Here is a 15,720-nt window from a genome sequence, read left to right as displayed (position 1 = left end):
GCGCGTCACCCCGTCGTTGGAAACGAAACGCGTTTCGCCATCCGCCTTGCCTGACAAACCCCACAGCACGGGCCGGTAATCGATGTCGAGCACGGTGCGCACGTTGTTGGCGCGCGCCAATTTCAGGGCCTGCATGCTGACGGCGTGCATGGCAGCCGTCGAAAAATGCGTGCCGGTGATCAACAGCGCCTTGCTGGAAGCGATGAAGGCGGCGTCGACGGCGGATGGCTCGATGGCCATGTCGGCGCAATTTTCACGGTAGAAAATCAGGGGAAACGTGTTTTTATCCTTGATGCCCAGCATCACCAGCGCCGTCAGGCGGTCGCGGTCGATGCCGACATGGCTGACGTCGCAGCCCTCTTTCGATAACGTGTCCGTCAAGAAACGGCCCATGTGGTCGTCGCCCACCTTCGACAGCATGGCGGACTTGAGGCCCAGGCGGGCCGTGCCGAAGGCGATATTCGCCGACGAGCCGCCCAGGTACTTGGCGAAACTGGTCGCGTCTTCCAGGGTGCTGCCGATCTGCTGCGCGTACAGGTCCACCGCCAGGCGGCCCAGGCAGATGACGTCCAGCGCGCGGCCCTGGGCAAATTCAGTCGTATTCTTCATCACATGCATTCCTTATGACAATTGCACGATGCGCTGTTCGCGCCATGACACGGTGGCCGCCTCGGCCAGTTCCAGTGCCTTCAAGCCATCATGGACGGTGGTGCGCAAGGGCGCGCCATGGGCAAATGCCTCGAAAAAGTGCGCCATTTCGCTGGCGTAGGCGGCGCGGTAGCGTTCCAGGAAAAAGTCTTCCGGCTTGTCGACGCTGACGTTCACTGAGCCATAGGCCGTCACTTCCGTCGGCTTGTGGTTGCCTGCCTGCAGCATGCCGGCGCTGCCCAGCACTTCGAAGCGTTGGTCGTAGCCGTAGGCGGCGCGGCGCGAGGCATTGATCTGGCACAAACGTCCCTTGGCCGTGCGGATGGTGACGACGGCCGTGTCCAGGTCGCCCGCTTCACCGATGGCCGGGTCGACGAGGCAGCTGCCCGTGGCGTGCACGCTGACGGCTTCATCGTCGAGTATCCAGCGGAAAATGTCGAAATCGTGGATCAGCATATCCTTGAAGATGCCGCCCGATACCTGGATGTAGCTGACGGGTGGCGGGCCGGGATCGCGGCTGGTGACGATGAGCAACTCAGGCGTGCCGATCTCGCCCGCTGCGATACGCTGCCTGACGGCGGCAAACGTGGGGTCGTAGCGGCGCTGGAAGCCGATCATGCACAGCACGCCCGCTTCCTTGACGGCGGCGGCGGCGGCGCGCGCGCGTTCCAGGGTCAGGTCGACGGGTTTCTCGCAAAAGATGGCCTTGCCGGCGGCGGCCGCGCGCACGATCAGGTCCGCATGCGTATCCGTACTCGACGCGATCAGCACGGCCTTGACTTCAGGGTCGGCCAGCACAGCTTCCACGCTGGCGACGCTGGCGCCATGCAGGGCCGCCACTTCCGCCGCCGCGCCCGCATGCACGTCGACCACGTATTTCAGGCGCACGCCAGGCTGGCGCACCAGATTGCCGGCGTGAATACGGCCGATGCGGCCGGCGCCGAACAATGCCACTTGAATCATTTCCATCTCCTTGATAGTCGGAAGTACGTTGCCCGAATATGCACACGTGTGCAAATTCGGGCAAAAAAAGGTTAGAACAAGTGGATGGCGCCCAGCATCACGCCGCTGAGCTTGGCACCCTTCTTGGTGGCGGCGAAGGCATTGCCGCCAAACGTGTAGTTGGCGTTCTTGTCGTTATTCGTTTGCGTGTAGTAGGCGTACACGGTGCTGCGCTTGGACAAGTAATACTCGTAGCCCAGGGTGGCCTGCTTGGCGCCGCTGTCGTCGCCACGCACCAGGGTGGTCGCCTTGATGGTCACGTTGCTGCCGTTGGGCGCGCTGCCGGACACGTCGCCTGCCACGCCGAACCTGCCGATGAAGGAACCGCCGCCCGCCTTATAGGCGCCCGTGATGGTGAAGTAGTCGCGCTGCAAGTCGCCGCCGGCCACGTCATACACCATGCGGTTCCAGGCCACGCCCACGTCGCCGCCGCCGAAGTTGTAATTGCCCACGGCGCGGAACATCTTTTCGCTGAAGCCGGGACGCAAGTCCTTGTGCTTTTCATAGCCGACGGCGCCCTTGATGGGGCCGTTCACGTATTGCACGATGCCCGAATAGATGCGGTCGCCGTTCGATGCCTCGTTTTCGCTGGCGCGGTAAATCGTGGCGCTGAAGCCTTGCAGCACGGGCGTGCGGTAGCTGACGGCGTTCGAACTGCGGCGGTTGAAGCCTTCGCCGCCCAGCTGGGAGATGTTGGCGTCGTCCTGGATGCCTTCGCCCACGAAACGGTTGGTGTAGCCGTTGATCTGGCGAATCGGCGTGGCGAAGCGGCCCAGCGCGATGCGGCCATAGGCGGGGTTTTCCAGCCCGACAAAGGTATCCTTGCTATTGATGACACCCGTTCCATCGTCCAGCTTGGCATTGCCCTCGATCTGGAAGAAGGCCGTGTTGCCATTGCCCAAGTCCTCCCTTCCCCGGAAGCCGATCTTCGAGGAATTGTCCGATACGCGAGAAATGGATTCGCCATTCGGCGCCGTGGCCGAGCTTGACGTTTCGATACGGTCGAAGCCCGCATGGATGCGGCCGTACACGACGACGCTCGATTCGGCCAGCACGCAGCCTGGCAAGGCCAGCAAGAATACGGCGGCGATCTTGTTCAACTGCATGGTGTTCATCTCGTTTTTCATCCCGTTTTTCATTTTGTCTCCTGCTTGTTTTTATGGTGGTGGATTACTCATGATGCTCAACAGTGTGTTGCCACTCCGCGCGTCCCTCGCCGGACGCCTGTCCTCCCTTTCAATAAAATGTGCTCAGGCACAGCGCGGCAAGGCCAGCGCCGCCAGTTGCGGGTACAGGCGGGGGCCGCCCACCAGAATGGGATTGCCCTTTTCCAGGCCGTTATCGGCCAGGAAATCATTGCAGCGCCCGCCCGCCTCGTTGACGAGCACGATGCCGGCCAGGCAATCCCAGGAATTGATGTGCGGCTCGAAATAGCCGATCAGGCGCCCGGCCGCCACATAGGCGATCATCAGCGCGCCGGAACCGTTGCGGATGAACATGCCGCCCTCTTCCAGCACATCGAGCAGGAACGGTAAAAAGGTGTCGGTGCCCACGCGGTGCGAAAAGCCCACGCCCAGCACGCCGCCCTGCAGGCTGACCACGTCGTTGACGCGCAGCCGCGTTTCGCCGGCCTTCGCTGCCACGTAGGCGCCCTGCCCCTGGCAGGCGTGGAACAGCTCGTCCGCATTCGGGTCGTACACGGCGCCGATGGCCGGCTTGCCGTCGACCAGCACGCCGATCGACACGCACCAGGCCAGCATGCCGTTGACGAAGCAGGCCGTGCCGTCGATGGGATCGATGACCCACACGCAGCGCGCGTCCGACGCCCCGCCGCCGCGCTCCTCGCCCACCACGGCGTCGTCAGGAAAACGCGCGGCGATTTGCGCACGCACATAGTCTTCCACCATGCGATCGGCGATACTGACCATGTCCTGCAAGCCCTTTTCCTCGATCACGAGTTCCGTGCGGCGGTGAAACATGCCCAGCGCAATCTCGCCCGCCTGGCGGATGATGTGCCGGGCGTAGGCATAGCGCTCCAGGGTGGCCGCGTCGGCCAGTACCGCTGCCTGTGTCATATCTGTCATGCTTGTCCTCCAATGATGGCTGCGCCATGTTCGTGTACGGTCATGGCGACCGATGTGCCTTGCGTGAAAACCTGGCTCAAGTCGTGCGAGACGGCAAACAGTTCGCCGACCGGCGTGTCGAGCGTGTATTGCATTTCGCGTCCCAGGTAGGTGGCGCGTGCCACGCGCACCACCATGGCGCTGTCGGGCTGCGCGGGCGACAGCAGGATCGCTTCCGGACGCACGGCGAAACTCGCTTCGCCGCTGCGCTGGCTGCGGCATGGCAGACGCAGCCGCAACTTGCCCATGACGCAGGTGGCCTTGCCGTCGGCCACCGCTTCGATCACGCCATCGACGATGTTCGCGTTACAGATGAAGTCGGCGACGAATTTGTCGGCCGGCGATTCGAACAGCTCGTGCGGCGTGCCCTTTTGCGCGATCACTTGCCGGTTCATCACGATGATCTGGTCGGAAATGGCCAGCGCCTCTTCCTGGTCATGCGTGACATACACGGCAGTCAAGCCCAGCTTGACCTGGATGTCGCGGATCTCGTCGCGCACGCGGCGGCGCAGTTTCGTGTCGAGGTTCGACAGCGGTTCGTCCAGCAGCAGCACCTTGGGCTGCAGCACCAGTGAGCGGGCCACGGCCACGCGCTGCTGCTGGCCGCCCGACAACTCGTTCGGGAAGCGCGCGGCAAAGTCGGCCAGGCCCACCAGGCGCAAGCTTTCCTGCGCCCGTTCCACGGCGCGCGGCTTGGTTTCACCGGACACGATGAGGCCGTAGCACACGTTGTCGAGCACCGTCATGTGCGGAAACAAGGCGTAGGACTGGAACACCATGCTGACGTCGCGCTCGGCGGCCGAGGTCAAGGTGACGTCCTCGCCAGCCAGCAGGATGCGTCCGGCGCTGACGCGTTCCAGGCCGGCGATCAGGCGCAGGGTCGAGGTCTTGCCGCAGCCGCTGGGGCCCAGCAGGGTGACCATGGTGCGCGGCGCGATCGTGAACGACACATCGTTCACGGCCAGCGCCTTGCCGTAGCGCTTGGTGACGCCATCGAATTCCAGCGCAGCGATGGCTGTTTCATGGGTAGTAAAGTGGTTCATGCGTAGCTCTTTTCCAGGTTGGGAACGGCGGCCGGCAGCGTTTTTTCGGCGCTGACGCGGCGAAGGCGGCGCTTGCCGACCAGCAAATGGATCAATTGGATGCACAGCAGGATGACGACGATCAAGACCGTGGCGTAGGCAATCGCCGTGCCATAGTTGCCGTTCGACACCAGGCCGATGATGTAGGACGTGGCCATGTCGTAATCGGCGCTGACGAGGAAGACGACGGCCGAGATCGACGTGATCGAGCGCACGAAGCCATACACGAGGGCCGAGGCAATGGCCGGGCGCAACAGCGGCAGGATGACCTTGCGCATGGTGGTCCAGCTGCTGGCACCCAGGGTGATCGAGGCCTCGTCCAGGCTGCCGTCGAGCTGGCGCATGGCGGCGATACCCGTGCGCAAGCCCATCGGCATGTTGCGGAAGACAAAGCACAGGATCAAAATCGTCGCCGTGCCCGTCAACTCGATTGGCGCCGAGTTGAAGGCAAGGATGTAGCTGATGCCGATGACGGTGCCGGGAATGGCAAAGCTGAGCATGGTGCCGAACTCGAACGCGCTTTTCAGGGCGAATTGCTGGCGCACCAGCAGCCAGGCCGAGAGGATGCCGACAAAGGCCGTCAAGGGCGCGGCGATGGCCGAAATCGTCAAGGTGGTGAACAGCGACGGCCAGGCCTGGCCCGTCCAGTGCCAGCCGGAAGTGCCCGCCGTGATACCGAAAGCGTCGATGTAATGGCGCAAGGTGAAGGCATTGTCCTGGCCCCAGTTATTCACGAAGCCGCCCGCCACCACCGTGCCGTAGATCAGGGCCGTGAAGGCGAACCATGGCAGGGCGATGGTCCACAGCATGGTTTTCAGGCGCGGGTTGAGCGAGGCGTGGCCGCCATGGTCGGCCTTGCCCGTCACCGTCACATACGATTTCTTGCCCAGCCACAAGTTCTGGATGAAGAAGGCGCCCACGGCAAAGGTCAGCAGCACGATGGCCAGGGTGGCGGCGCGACCCTGGTCGTTCGAGGCGCCCACCACGGAAAAGAAGATTTCCGTCGACAGCACGTGGAAGTTGCCACCCAGCACCATCGGGTTGCCGAAGTCGGCCATGCTTTCGATAAAGCACAGCAAAAAGGCATTGGCGATGCCGGGACGCATCAAGGGCAGCGACACCTTGACGAAGGTTTGCCAGCTGCTGGCGCCCAGGGTGCCCGACGCTTCTTCCAGCGAAGGGCTGACGCCCTCCACCACACCAATTAATGTCATGAAGGCAATCGGCGCAAAGGCCAGCATCTGCGACAGCCACACGCCCGTCATGCCGTACAGCCAACGGCTCTGCTCGATACCAAACAGGTCGCCGACGAGGCCCGTGATGGCGCCGTTGCGGCCGAACAGCAGGATCAGGGCCAGGCCCAGCACGAAAGGCGGCGTGACGATGGGGAGTATCGTAATGGCGCGCATCGGGCGCACCCAGCGGCCATTGGTGCGCGTCACCAAGAGGGCGAACACGAGACCGAGGAAGGTGGCCGACACGCCCGTCAGCAGCGCCAGCGCCAGGGTATTCCAGGCCACGCCGCAGCGGCCGGGACCGGACACGCAATTGAGGCTCCAGATGCCGGGGTCCGCCAGGCGGCGCGCCAGAGCGGCGGCGCCCGTGCCGCCATCGTCCATGGGCTGGCCGGCGCTGACGAGGATCAGCGCGACGGGGAACAGCACGAACAGGGAGATCAGGCAAATGATGAGGCCGATGGCGCCGGCCACGAAGGCGTCGCCGCGGCACACGCCGCAGGCGGCCGCGCCCGAGGTGAGGAGGAACAGCAGGCACAGCGCCAGCAGCAGCGCGCCGAAGCCCAGGCCCGTGCTGGCGGCCAGCGGCCCCCAGCCCAGCCATGCCAGCCACAGCATGCCGCCGCCGCCGATGGCGATCTGGCCCAGGCCCAGGGTCTTGCGCGGCACATTGCCGGCCACCAGGGCAGCGCTGGCGGCGATCAGGGCGAAGAACACGCCCAGCGGCCAGGCGCCGAACGACAGCAGGTGCAGCACGGCCGGTGCGCCACGGTCACTGAAGAACTGGCCGTCGCGCAACCATTCGCCGGCAAACAATCCCGCTTCCTGTTGCTGCCAGGGCAACAGGCACAACGCTGCCAGGGCGGCCAGCAGCCAGCCGTAAAATATCTTTTTCATGAGGTCTCTATCCAGCTAAGTAGACCCGCCGGCATGGCCATTGCGGCATGCGGCAGGTTCGGTACGATGACAGTCTTTACGCCTTAATTGCCGGCCGAATAAATCTGTGTCGTCCAGCGTTGCAGCAAACGCTTGCGCGTGTCCGAGGCGCCATACTTGGCGAAGTCGTAGTTGATGGTCTTGATGTTTTCCAGGCGCGGCGAGGCGGCGGGAATGGTGGCGGCCGTGTTGGACGGGATCTGGAACGCCAGCGCTTTCACCGCTTCGCTCTGCACGTCCGGACGCAGGGCAAATTCATAGAATTTCTTTGCCTGCTCCATGTTTTTCGCGCCCTTGACGATGCTCATGGAGCCGATCTCGTAACCCGTGCCTTCGCAGGGCGGCAAGACTTTCACGGGGAAACCGGCCACGGTGAGTTTCATCAGGTCGTGCATGAAGCCGATGGCCACGCCCGCTTCGCCACGGCCCACGTCCTCGCCGGGCGCCACGCCCGCGTTCGGATACTTGCTGACGTTCTGACCCATTTTCGCCAGGAAATCGAAGGCTTCCTCTTCGCCGAACAGCTGCACCACGGTGGCCAGCGCATTGTAGGCGGCGCCCGAGGAGTTCGGGTTGGCCATCTCGATCTCGCCCTTGTAGGCGGGCTTGACGAGGTCTTTCCAGCATTGGGGCGGCGGCAGGTTTTTCTTCTTCAGCACGTTTTCGTTGTAGGCCAGGCCCAGGATGCCGATGTAGATGCCGACGGTGCGGTACTTGGCCGTCTCGGCCTGCTTGAGCGCCCACGGCTGCAGCTTGGGCAGGGTGGGCGACTTGTATTCTTCCGTATAGCCTTCGGCGGCCGCTTGCAGGTGCGGATCGCCCGTGCCGCCCCACCAGATGTCCGATTTCGGGTTCGACGCTTCGGCGCGGATCTTCGCATAGGCCTCGCCGGCGCTTTTCCTGATCATCGATACCTTGATCTTGCTTTCCGCCTCGAAGCGGTTCTTCATCAGCTGGCACCACTCCATGTCGGCCGAACACAGCACGGACAGGCGTTCCTCGGCGGCCATGGCCGTCATCGGCAGGGCCAGGCTTATAGCAATCGCAACATTGCGCATCTTCATCGTCTCACTCCAAGTTTGTTGTCGTTGTGGTACTTCAGACCGCACCGCTATCTTGCGGTGTCACTGTCCCGGGATGTGCTTTTTCAAGACTTGCACTGCATTGCACACGTGTGCACACCTTACCACCAGCCGATTTTGACTGTCAACAAGAATCTCGGCAGGCGTGCGGCGTGGTGTTTTACCGACAAAAAAAGCCGCCAGCGTTGCAGCTGGCGGCTTTCGGGACCGGTGGGGTCAGAGGGGTGTTACTGCCAGGCTTCCTTGCCCGCGCGTGGCTTGCCCACCATCAGCAGCGCGCCCAGGGTCAGCACGGCTGCCAGCGACAGGTAATAGCCCACGTATTGCAAGCCATAGTTCGTGGCCAGCCAGGTGGCGATGTACGGCGCCAGCGAGGCGCCCAGGATGCCGGCCAGGTTGAACGTCAGCGACGCGCCCGTGTAGCGCACTTCGGGCGGGAACAGTTCGGACAACATCGTGCCCAGCGGTCCGTAGGTCATGCCCATCAGGCCCAGGCCGACGGCCATGAAGACCGTCACTTCCCACGTCACGCCCGAACCGAACATGGGCGCGAGCACCAGGCCGAAGATGGCGATGGCGACGGAGACCCAGATCAGGGTGGCGCGGCGGCCGCGGCGGTCGGCCAGCACGGCCGAGAATGGAATCGTCAGGGCGAAGAACAGCACGGCAAACAGCTGCACGACGAGGAATTCCTTGCGCGTGAAGCCCAGCTTGGTCGTACCCCAGCTCAGCGCGAACACAGTCATCAGGTAGAACAGCACGAAGGTGGCTAGGGCGATGATGGTGCCCAGGAACAACATGCGGCCATGCTGGCGGAACACGGTGGCTACCGGCAGTTTGACGACCTCGTTCTTGTCGATGACTTTCTGGAAGTCCGGCGTTTCCGTGATCTTCAGACGCACGTACAGGCCGACGATGACCAGCAGCGCGCTGGCGAGGAACGGGATGCGCCAGCCGTAGCTGAAGAATTGCTCATCGGTCATGGTTTCGCTCAGCAGCAGGAAGATGCCGCCCGACAGGAAGAAGCCGATCGGCGCGCCCAGCTGCGGGAACATGCCGTACCAGGCACGTTTGCCCGGTGGCGCGTTTTCCGTGGCCAGCAGCACTGCGCCGCCCCACTCGCCCCCCAGACCCAGGCCCTGGCCGAAACGGCACAGCGCCAGCAGCAGCGGTGCCAGGGTGCCGATGGCGGCATACGTGGGCAGCAAGCCGATAATGACGGTGGAAATACCCATGGTCAGCAAGGCGGCCACGAGGGTTGCCTTGCGGCCGATGCGGTCGCCGAAGTGGCCGAACACGGCCGAACCGATGGGACGGGCGAAGAAGGCGATGGCGAACGTGGCCAGCGACTGCAGCACGGCGGCCGACGGGTCGCCGGCGGGGAAGAACAGTTTCGGGAACACCAGCACGGCGGCGGTGGCGTAGATATAAAAGTCAAAGAACTCGATGGTGGTGCCGATCAGGCTGGCGAACAGCACCGTGCCGGGGGAATTTTTCTTGGGGGGGGTGCTCATTTACTGCGCTCCTTGGGGAGGGTGTCTAAAGGCCATTCTCTGGATGTTTTTTCAGGCAGCAGCACAGCACGTTGTATAAAGTAACCGCCAGTAAATTATTGTTATTTCTGACTTCCATAAGCGGCGTGCTGCTGCGTTGGCAGCCGCTCGCAATGCTCGCACTGCGTCGCGACAGCCGCCTTGCATCACATCCGCTTCTGTTCATCATAAATTTACAATAATTTCCCGACGATTACTTAGGCGCATTGTTCACCTATCATAGCTGTGCGCGGACGTATTTGCTGTGAATTTGCTATTAAATTCGCAAACAAATTCCACGCAGCAACACGCCGTTGTTAACGGCAGGCAACGGTGAACAAACGCGCGCTATCGCGCTGCGATCAGTGCTGATCAGAGAAACAACGGTCGTGCGCCATCCGGTTACCCGGGGCACGGCAGGAAAGGCGTCAGGGGATGGGCGACGTGTATCAGGCCCGGCGTATCGCCAGGCATTCCGTACCAGACCCGCGCGTCGGCATCGCGGCATCGGTCATTTGTGGTGAATCCTTGCCTGCGGCCCCTCCGGGTGGAGCGGGCCGGCGATGATCGCGCCTGCATCACGAAGGATGCGGTTGATCTTGCTGTAAGCGGCTTATGATACGCGCAGTGGTGCGGTGCGGCAAGAAATGATGGAAACCGCCTACGCGTCGATCAGGGCGAACGCCTTGGCGATCTCCGCGCTGTCGAGCGGGCGCACGAGGCGCGCCACTTCCTGGCCATCCTTGAGGAAAATCAAGGTCGGCCACAGTTTCACGCGGAACGAGCGTCCCAGGGCGCGGCCGGGGCCGTCTTCCACGCGCAGGTGCGGCACCTCAGGGTGTAGCGCAAAGGCGGCGGCCAGCGGCGCCTGGGTGGCGCGGCAGTGGCCACACCAGCCCGTGCCAAATTCCAGCAGGGCCGGCCCCGCCAGGGCGTCGATCCCGGCGCGCGTGGGTTGCGCCACAGCATACGTGTCATTCATCATGCCAGTCTCCTTGACAACTTAGACCACTTTCACGCGCAAGGTCTCCAGGCCATCGATGGCCCCCACCAGCTCGTCGCCGCGCTGCACGGCCGCCACGCCGGCCGGCGTTCCCGTGTAGATCAGGTCGCCTGGCTGCAAGGTAAAGTAGGTCGACAGGTCGGCGATGGTTTCCGCCACATTCCAGATCAGCATGTCGATGCTGCTGCTTTGCCGCAGCTCGCCATTCACGTGCAGGGTGATGGCGGCATGGCTGACGTCGCCCGCCTGCGCGGCCGGCGTGATGGAACCGATGGGCGCCGAGTGCTCGAACGCCTTGCCCGTTTCCCACGGACGGCCCTGCTTTTTCGCCGCACCCTGCACGTCGCGGCGCGTCATGTCCAGGCCGATCGCATAACCCCACACGTGGCTCAGCGCATCGGCCACGCCGATATCGCTGCCGCCCTTGCCGATAGCCACCACCAGTTCCATCTCGTGCTGGAAATCCTGCGTCTGCGCCGGGTACGGCAACTCGCCCGTCGTGCCGGCAGGCACGGGCAGCACGGCGTCGGCAGGCTTCATGAAGAAAAACGGCGCCTCGCGGCCCGTATGGCCCATTTCCTTGGCATGGTCGACATAGTTGCGGCCCACGCAATAGATGCGGTGGACGGGGAAAGTATCAACGCTGCCGCTGACGGGAACACTGGGCTGGATGGCTGCGGGAATGACATACGACATGAAAACTCCTGATCGGCACGATAAAAAGGCGGCGATGAAAAAGGGACACCGCAGTGTCCCCTATTTTACGACAACGTTACTTCAGCAAGCCCGAGCGGCTCGGGTCCGGCATGCGGATGGCGACGATGAAGGAAATCAGGCACATGATGGTGACGTACCAATAGAAATACTCTTCCACGTGCCAGGCCTTGAACTGCAGCGCCACGTATTCGGCCGAACCGCCGAACATGGCGTTGGCGACCGCATACGACAGGCCCACGCCCAGCGCGCGCACTTCGACGGGGAACATTTCCGCCTTGATCAGGCCGCTGATCGAGGTGTAGAAGCTGATGATGGCCAGCGCGATGATGATCAGGCCGAACGCCGCGTACGGGCTGGAAATATCCTTCAAGGCATGCATGATCGGCAGCACGCACAGGGTGGCCAGGCCGCCGAAAAACAGCATCGAGGTGCGGCGGCCGATGCGGTCGGACAAGGCGCCGAACACCGGTTGCAAAATCATGTAGACGAGCAAGGCGCACGTCATGACGGCGCTGGCCGTCTTGGTGTCCATGCCGGCCGTGTTGACCAGGTATTTCTGCATGTAGGTGGTAAACGTGTAGAACACGAGCGAACCGCCGGCCGTAAAGCCAAGTACCGTGATGAAAGCACGCTTGTGCTTGAGCAAGCCGCGCAGGCTGCCCGCGTCCTTGTCCTTGCGCTCGCTGGCGGTGGTCGTTTCCGTCAGGGATTTACGCAGGTTCAGCGACACGAGGGCCGCCAGGGCGCCGAAGACAAACGGGATGCGCCAGCCCCAGGCACGCAATTCTTCCAGGGTCAGCAATTGCTGCAAGACCACCAGCACCAGCAAGGCCAGCAGCTGGCCGCCGATCAGGGTCACGTACTGGAACGAGGCGAAGAAACCGCGCTTGCCCGATTCCGACACTTCGCTCATATAGGTGGCGCTGGTACCGTATTCGCCGCCCACGGACAAGCCCTGGAACAGGCGCGCCACCAGCAGCAGGAACGGGGCGAAGGCGCCGATGGTTTCATACGTGGGCAGCACGGCGATCATCAGCGAGCCGCCGCACATCATCAGCACGGAAATCATCATCGACTGGCGCCGGCCGTACTTGTCGGCGATGCGGCCGAACAGCCAGCCGCCCACGGGACGCATGAGGAAGCCGGCGGCAAAGATGCCGGCCGTCTGCAGCAGCTGCGTCGTCGGGTTACCGGAAGGGAAGAAGGCGTGCGAGAAGTACAGCGCGCAGAACGAGTAAATGTAGAAGTCGAACCATTCGACCAGGTTACCGGAGGAAGCGCCAATGATGGCCTTGATGCGCTGCTGGGATGTCAGCTGCGCAACGTCATGCGGAGTATCGTGGGATGTCATATCAGTCTTCTTGTTCGTGTGAAAAAGCCAACGCCAGCCGGGTTTCCCAGGCTGGTTTTGCATCATACGCCCTTGATCAGGGTCAAAAAGCCGGCCGGCATACGCGTTAATACGTATCGCCGGCAACTTTTTTCACCTGCGGGCGGGCGGAATCAGACCCGCTCCAGCACCAGCGCGATGCCCTGGCCGATGCCGATGCCGCATCTTGTGTCAGTGCACAGTGCACAGTGCATGGTGCCTGCCCGGACGCGCTGGAGGTCAGACCCGTTCCAGCACCAGCGCGATGCCCTGGCCCACGCCGATGCACATGGTGCACAAGGCATAGCGCCCGCCCGTGCGGTGCAGCTGGTTGACGGCCGTCATCGCCAGGCGCGCACCCGACGCGCCCAGCGGGTGGCCCAGGGCGATGGCGCCGCCATTCGGGTTCACGCGCGGGTCGTCGTCGGGTAAACCCAGCTGGCGCAGCACGGCCAGGCCTTGCGCGGCAAACGCTTCATTGAGTTCGATGACGTCGAAGTCGGCCAGGGTCAAGCCCGTCATGGCCAGCACTTTCAGGGTGGCGGGCGCGGGGCCGATGCCCATGATGCGGGGCGCTACGCCGGCCGTCGCCATGGCCACGACCCGGGCGCGCGGCGTCAAGCCAAAGCGGGCCGCGTTCGCCTCGTCGGCCAGCAGCAGGGCCGCCGCGCCATCGTTGACGCCGGACGCGTTGCCGGCCGTGATCGTGCCATCCGCGCGCACGACGGGCTTGAGTTTCGTCAAGGTTTCCAGGGTGGTGGCGCGTGGATGCTCGTCGCGGGCAACGATGACAGGGTCGCCCTTCTTCTGGGCGATGCTGACGGGACAGATTTCACTGTCGAACACGCCCGCCTGCTGCGCCGCCAGCGCCTTGACCTGGCTGGCCAGGGCGAACGCATCCTGATCAAGACGGCTGATGCCGAAGTCCGACGCCACGTTTTCCGCCGTTTCCGGCATCGAATCGACGCCGTACTGCGCCTTCATCAAGGGATTGATGAAGCGCCAGCCGATGGTCGTGTCTTCCATTTTCATGCCGCGCGAAAAGGCGCTGTCCGCCTTGCCCATGACAAACGGCGCGCGGCTCATGCTTTCCACGCCGCCGGCGATCAGCAAGCCCGCTTCGCCGCTCTTGATGAAGCGGGCGGCGCTGCCGATGGCGTCCAGGCCCGAGCCGCACAGGCGATTCAGGGTGGCGCCCGGCACGCTGTCGGGCAAGCCCGCCAGCAAGGCCGCCATGCGCGCCACGTTGCGGTTGTCCTCGCCCGCCTGGTTGGCGCAGCCGTACAGCACGTCGGTGACGGCGTTCCAGTCCACATTCGGGTTGCGCGCCATCAAGGCACGGATGGGCACGGCGCCCAGGTCGTCGGCGCGCACGCCGGCGAGTCCGCCGCCATAGCGGCCAAACGGCGTGCGCTGGGCGTCGCAAATGTAAGCATGGGTCATGTTCTTTCCTCCAAGAAAGTAGTTTGCGTATTGATGGTGAACTAACGTCCGTCCGTCAGCGGCACGGCGGTCAACGCTTGCAACTGCTCGAAACTCAAGCCATCCACCAGTTCGACGACCGTGGCGCCGGCGGGCGACAGGTCGAGCACGGCCAGGTCGCTGTAGATGCGGCTGACGCAGGCTATGCCCGTCAGCGGATACGTGCATGCCTGCACCAGCTTGCTTTCACCCGTCTTGGTCAGCAATTCCATCATGACCCAGGTTTTTTTCGCGCCGATGGCCAGGTCCATGGCCCCGCCCACGGCGGGAATGGCGTCGGGGGCACCCGTGTGCCAGTTGGCCAGGTCGCCCGTGGCGGAGACTTGAAACGCGCCCAGCACGCAGATGTCCAGGTGGCCGCCGCGCATCATGGCGAAGCTGTCGGCGTGGTGGAAGTAACTGCCGCCGGCCAGCAGGGTGACGGGTTGCTTGCCAGCATTGATCAGGTCGTAGTCTTCCTCTCCCGGCGCGGGCGCGGGGCCCATGCCGATCACGCCGTTTTCGCTGTGCAGGATGATGTCCGCGCCGGCCGGCAAGTGGTTCGCCACCAGGGTCGGCAAGCCGATGCCCAGGTTGACGACATTGCCTTCATGGATGTCCGCCGCCACGCGGGCCGCCATTTGATCTCGATTCCATTTATTCACTTGATATTCCTCAGGCAGCTTTGAAGCCGGCGGGGCCGGTGGCCGTGCGCGGCACTTGCACCAGGCGCTGCACGAACAGACCCGGCGTGATGACGTGCTCGGGATCGATGCTGCCCAGCTCGGCAACTTCATGCACGGAAGCAATGCTGACTTTCGCGGCCATGGCCATGATGGGGCCGAAGTTGCGCGCTGTCTTGCGGTAAGTCAGGTTGCCCCAGCGGTCGCCCTGCTCCGCCTTGATCAGCGCGAAGTCGGCGTGGATCGGTGACTCGAACACATACATGCGGCCGTCGATCTCGCGCGTTTCCTTGCCCTTGGCCAAGTCCGTACCGTAACCGGTGGGCGTGAAAAAGCCGCCGATGCCGGCGCCGGCGGCGCGGATGCGCTCGGCCAGGTTGCCCTGCGGCACCAATTCCAGCTCCAGCTTGCCCGCGCGGTACAGCGCGTCGAACACGTGGGAATCGGCCTGCCGGGGGAACGAGCAGATGATCTTGCGCACTTGCCCGTTTTTCAGCAGGGCGGCCAGGCCCGTGTCGCCATTGCCCGCATTGTTGTTGACGATGACGAGGTCGCGCGCGCCCTGGGCGATCAAGCCGTCGATCAGCTCGGCCGGCTGGCCCGCGCCGCCGAAGCCGCCAATCATGACGGTGGCGCCATCGTGGATATCGGCCAGCGCATCAAGCACGCTGGAACGCAGTTTGTCGATCATTGCCTGTCTCCTCCCAATCAAACTCATCAGACACTTGTTCGTATAACGAACAAATATTCGTATTTAGAACTTATTCGTGAGAATATGCCTGATCGGGGCGCTTGTCAATTTGCCGTTTTCGCCGGCCCCATGGCTATAATTGCCACCTTGACCAAT

Annotated in this window: 14 protein-coding genes; all 14 read right to left on the bottom strand. The window is 63.4% G+C overall.

Annotated elements, in window-relative coordinates; all coding sequences use genetic code 11:
- Positions 1 to 609 (bottom strand): PfkB family carbohydrate kinase (locus NCG91_RS15575; RefSeq protein WP_251350323.1); only part of this gene is annotated, 609 nt, incomplete at its 3' end.
- Positions 610 to 621: 12 nt separating this feature from the next.
- On the bottom strand, positions 622 to 1,611 hold the full coding sequence (gene iolG, locus NCG91_RS15570; RefSeq protein WP_251350322.1) for an inositol 2-dehydrogenase: 990 nt from the start codon (positions 1,609 to 1,611) through the stop codon (positions 622 to 624).
- Between the two features lie 71 nt (positions 1,612 to 1,682).
- Complete coding sequence (locus NCG91_RS15565) at positions 1,683 to 2,789, bottom strand: porin (protein ID WP_251350321.1); 1,107 nt, start codon at positions 2,787 to 2,789, stop codon at positions 1,683 to 1,685.
- Positions 2,790 to 2,900: 111 nt separating this feature from the next.
- Complete coding sequence (locus tag NCG91_RS15560) at positions 2,901 to 3,734, bottom strand: inositol monophosphatase family protein (RefSeq protein ID WP_251350320.1); 834 nt, start codon at positions 3,732 to 3,734, stop codon at positions 2,901 to 2,903.
- Complete coding sequence (locus NCG91_RS15555; RefSeq protein WP_251350319.1) at positions 3,731 to 4,816, bottom strand: ABC transporter ATP-binding protein; 1,086 nt, start codon at positions 4,814 to 4,816, stop codon at positions 3,731 to 3,733. The genes NCG91_RS15560 and NCG91_RS15555 overlap by 4 nt, the downstream gene beginning before the upstream one ends.
- A complete protein-coding gene (locus NCG91_RS15550) occupies positions 4,813 to 6,987 on the bottom strand; it encodes an ABC transporter permease (protein WP_251350318.1) in 2,175 nt (724 codons plus the stop codon). The genes NCG91_RS15555 and NCG91_RS15550 overlap by 4 nt, the downstream gene beginning before the upstream one ends.
- Before the next feature lie 83 nt (positions 6,988 to 7,070).
- Complete coding sequence (locus NCG91_RS15545; protein WP_251350317.1) at positions 7,071 to 8,090, bottom strand: ABC transporter substrate-binding protein; 1,020 nt, start codon at positions 8,088 to 8,090, stop codon at positions 7,071 to 7,073.
- Positions 8,091 to 8,335: 245 nt separating this feature from the next.
- Positions 8,336 to 9,622: an MFS transporter gene (locus NCG91_RS15540; protein WP_070290424.1), complete on the bottom strand. Its 1,287-nt coding sequence runs from the start codon at positions 9,620 to 9,622 to the stop codon at positions 8,336 to 8,338.
- A gap of 679 nt (positions 9,623 to 10,301) precedes the next feature.
- Positions 10,302 to 10,625, bottom strand: coding sequence for a thioredoxin family protein (locus NCG91_RS15535; protein ID WP_251350316.1), 324 nt, complete (start codon positions 10,623 to 10,625; stop codon positions 10,302 to 10,304).
- Between the two features lie 18 nt (positions 10,626 to 10,643).
- Positions 10,644 to 11,339 (bottom strand): fumarylacetoacetate hydrolase family protein, encoded by a 696-nt coding sequence (locus NCG91_RS15530; protein ID WP_251350315.1) that lies wholly within the window; start codon positions 11,337 to 11,339, stop codon positions 10,644 to 10,646.
- Between the two features lie 76 nt (positions 11,340 to 11,415).
- Positions 11,416 to 12,711, bottom strand: coding sequence for an MFS family transporter (locus NCG91_RS15525; RefSeq protein ID WP_077409278.1), 1,296 nt, complete (start codon positions 12,709 to 12,711; stop codon positions 11,416 to 11,418).
- 258 nt (positions 12,712 to 12,969) lie between these two features.
- Positions 12,970 to 14,172 (bottom strand): 3-oxoadipyl-CoA thiolase, encoded by a 1,203-nt coding sequence (gene pcaF / locus NCG91_RS15520; protein ID WP_251350314.1) that lies wholly within the window; start codon positions 14,170 to 14,172, stop codon positions 12,970 to 12,972.
- A 41-nt stretch (positions 14,173 to 14,213) separates the two neighbouring features.
- On the bottom strand, positions 14,214 to 14,855 hold the full coding sequence (locus tag NCG91_RS15515; protein ID WP_099666572.1) for a 3-oxoacid CoA-transferase subunit B: 642 nt from the start codon (positions 14,853 to 14,855) through the stop codon (positions 14,214 to 14,216).
- Between the two features lie 10 nt (positions 14,856 to 14,865).
- Positions 14,866 to 15,564, bottom strand: coding sequence for a 3-oxoacid CoA-transferase subunit A (locus tag NCG91_RS15510; RefSeq protein WP_077408447.1), 699 nt, complete (start codon positions 15,562 to 15,564; stop codon positions 14,866 to 14,868).
- Between the last annotated feature and the right edge of the window lie 156 nt (positions 15,565 to 15,720).

The sequence above is a fragment of the Janthinobacterium kumbetense genome (genome assembly GCF_023703445.1).
Lineage (GTDB): Bacteria > Pseudomonadota > Gammaproteobacteria > Burkholderiales > Burkholderiaceae_D > Janthinobacterium > Janthinobacterium kumbetense.
This window is presented reverse-complemented; position numbering and strand designations above follow the sequence as displayed.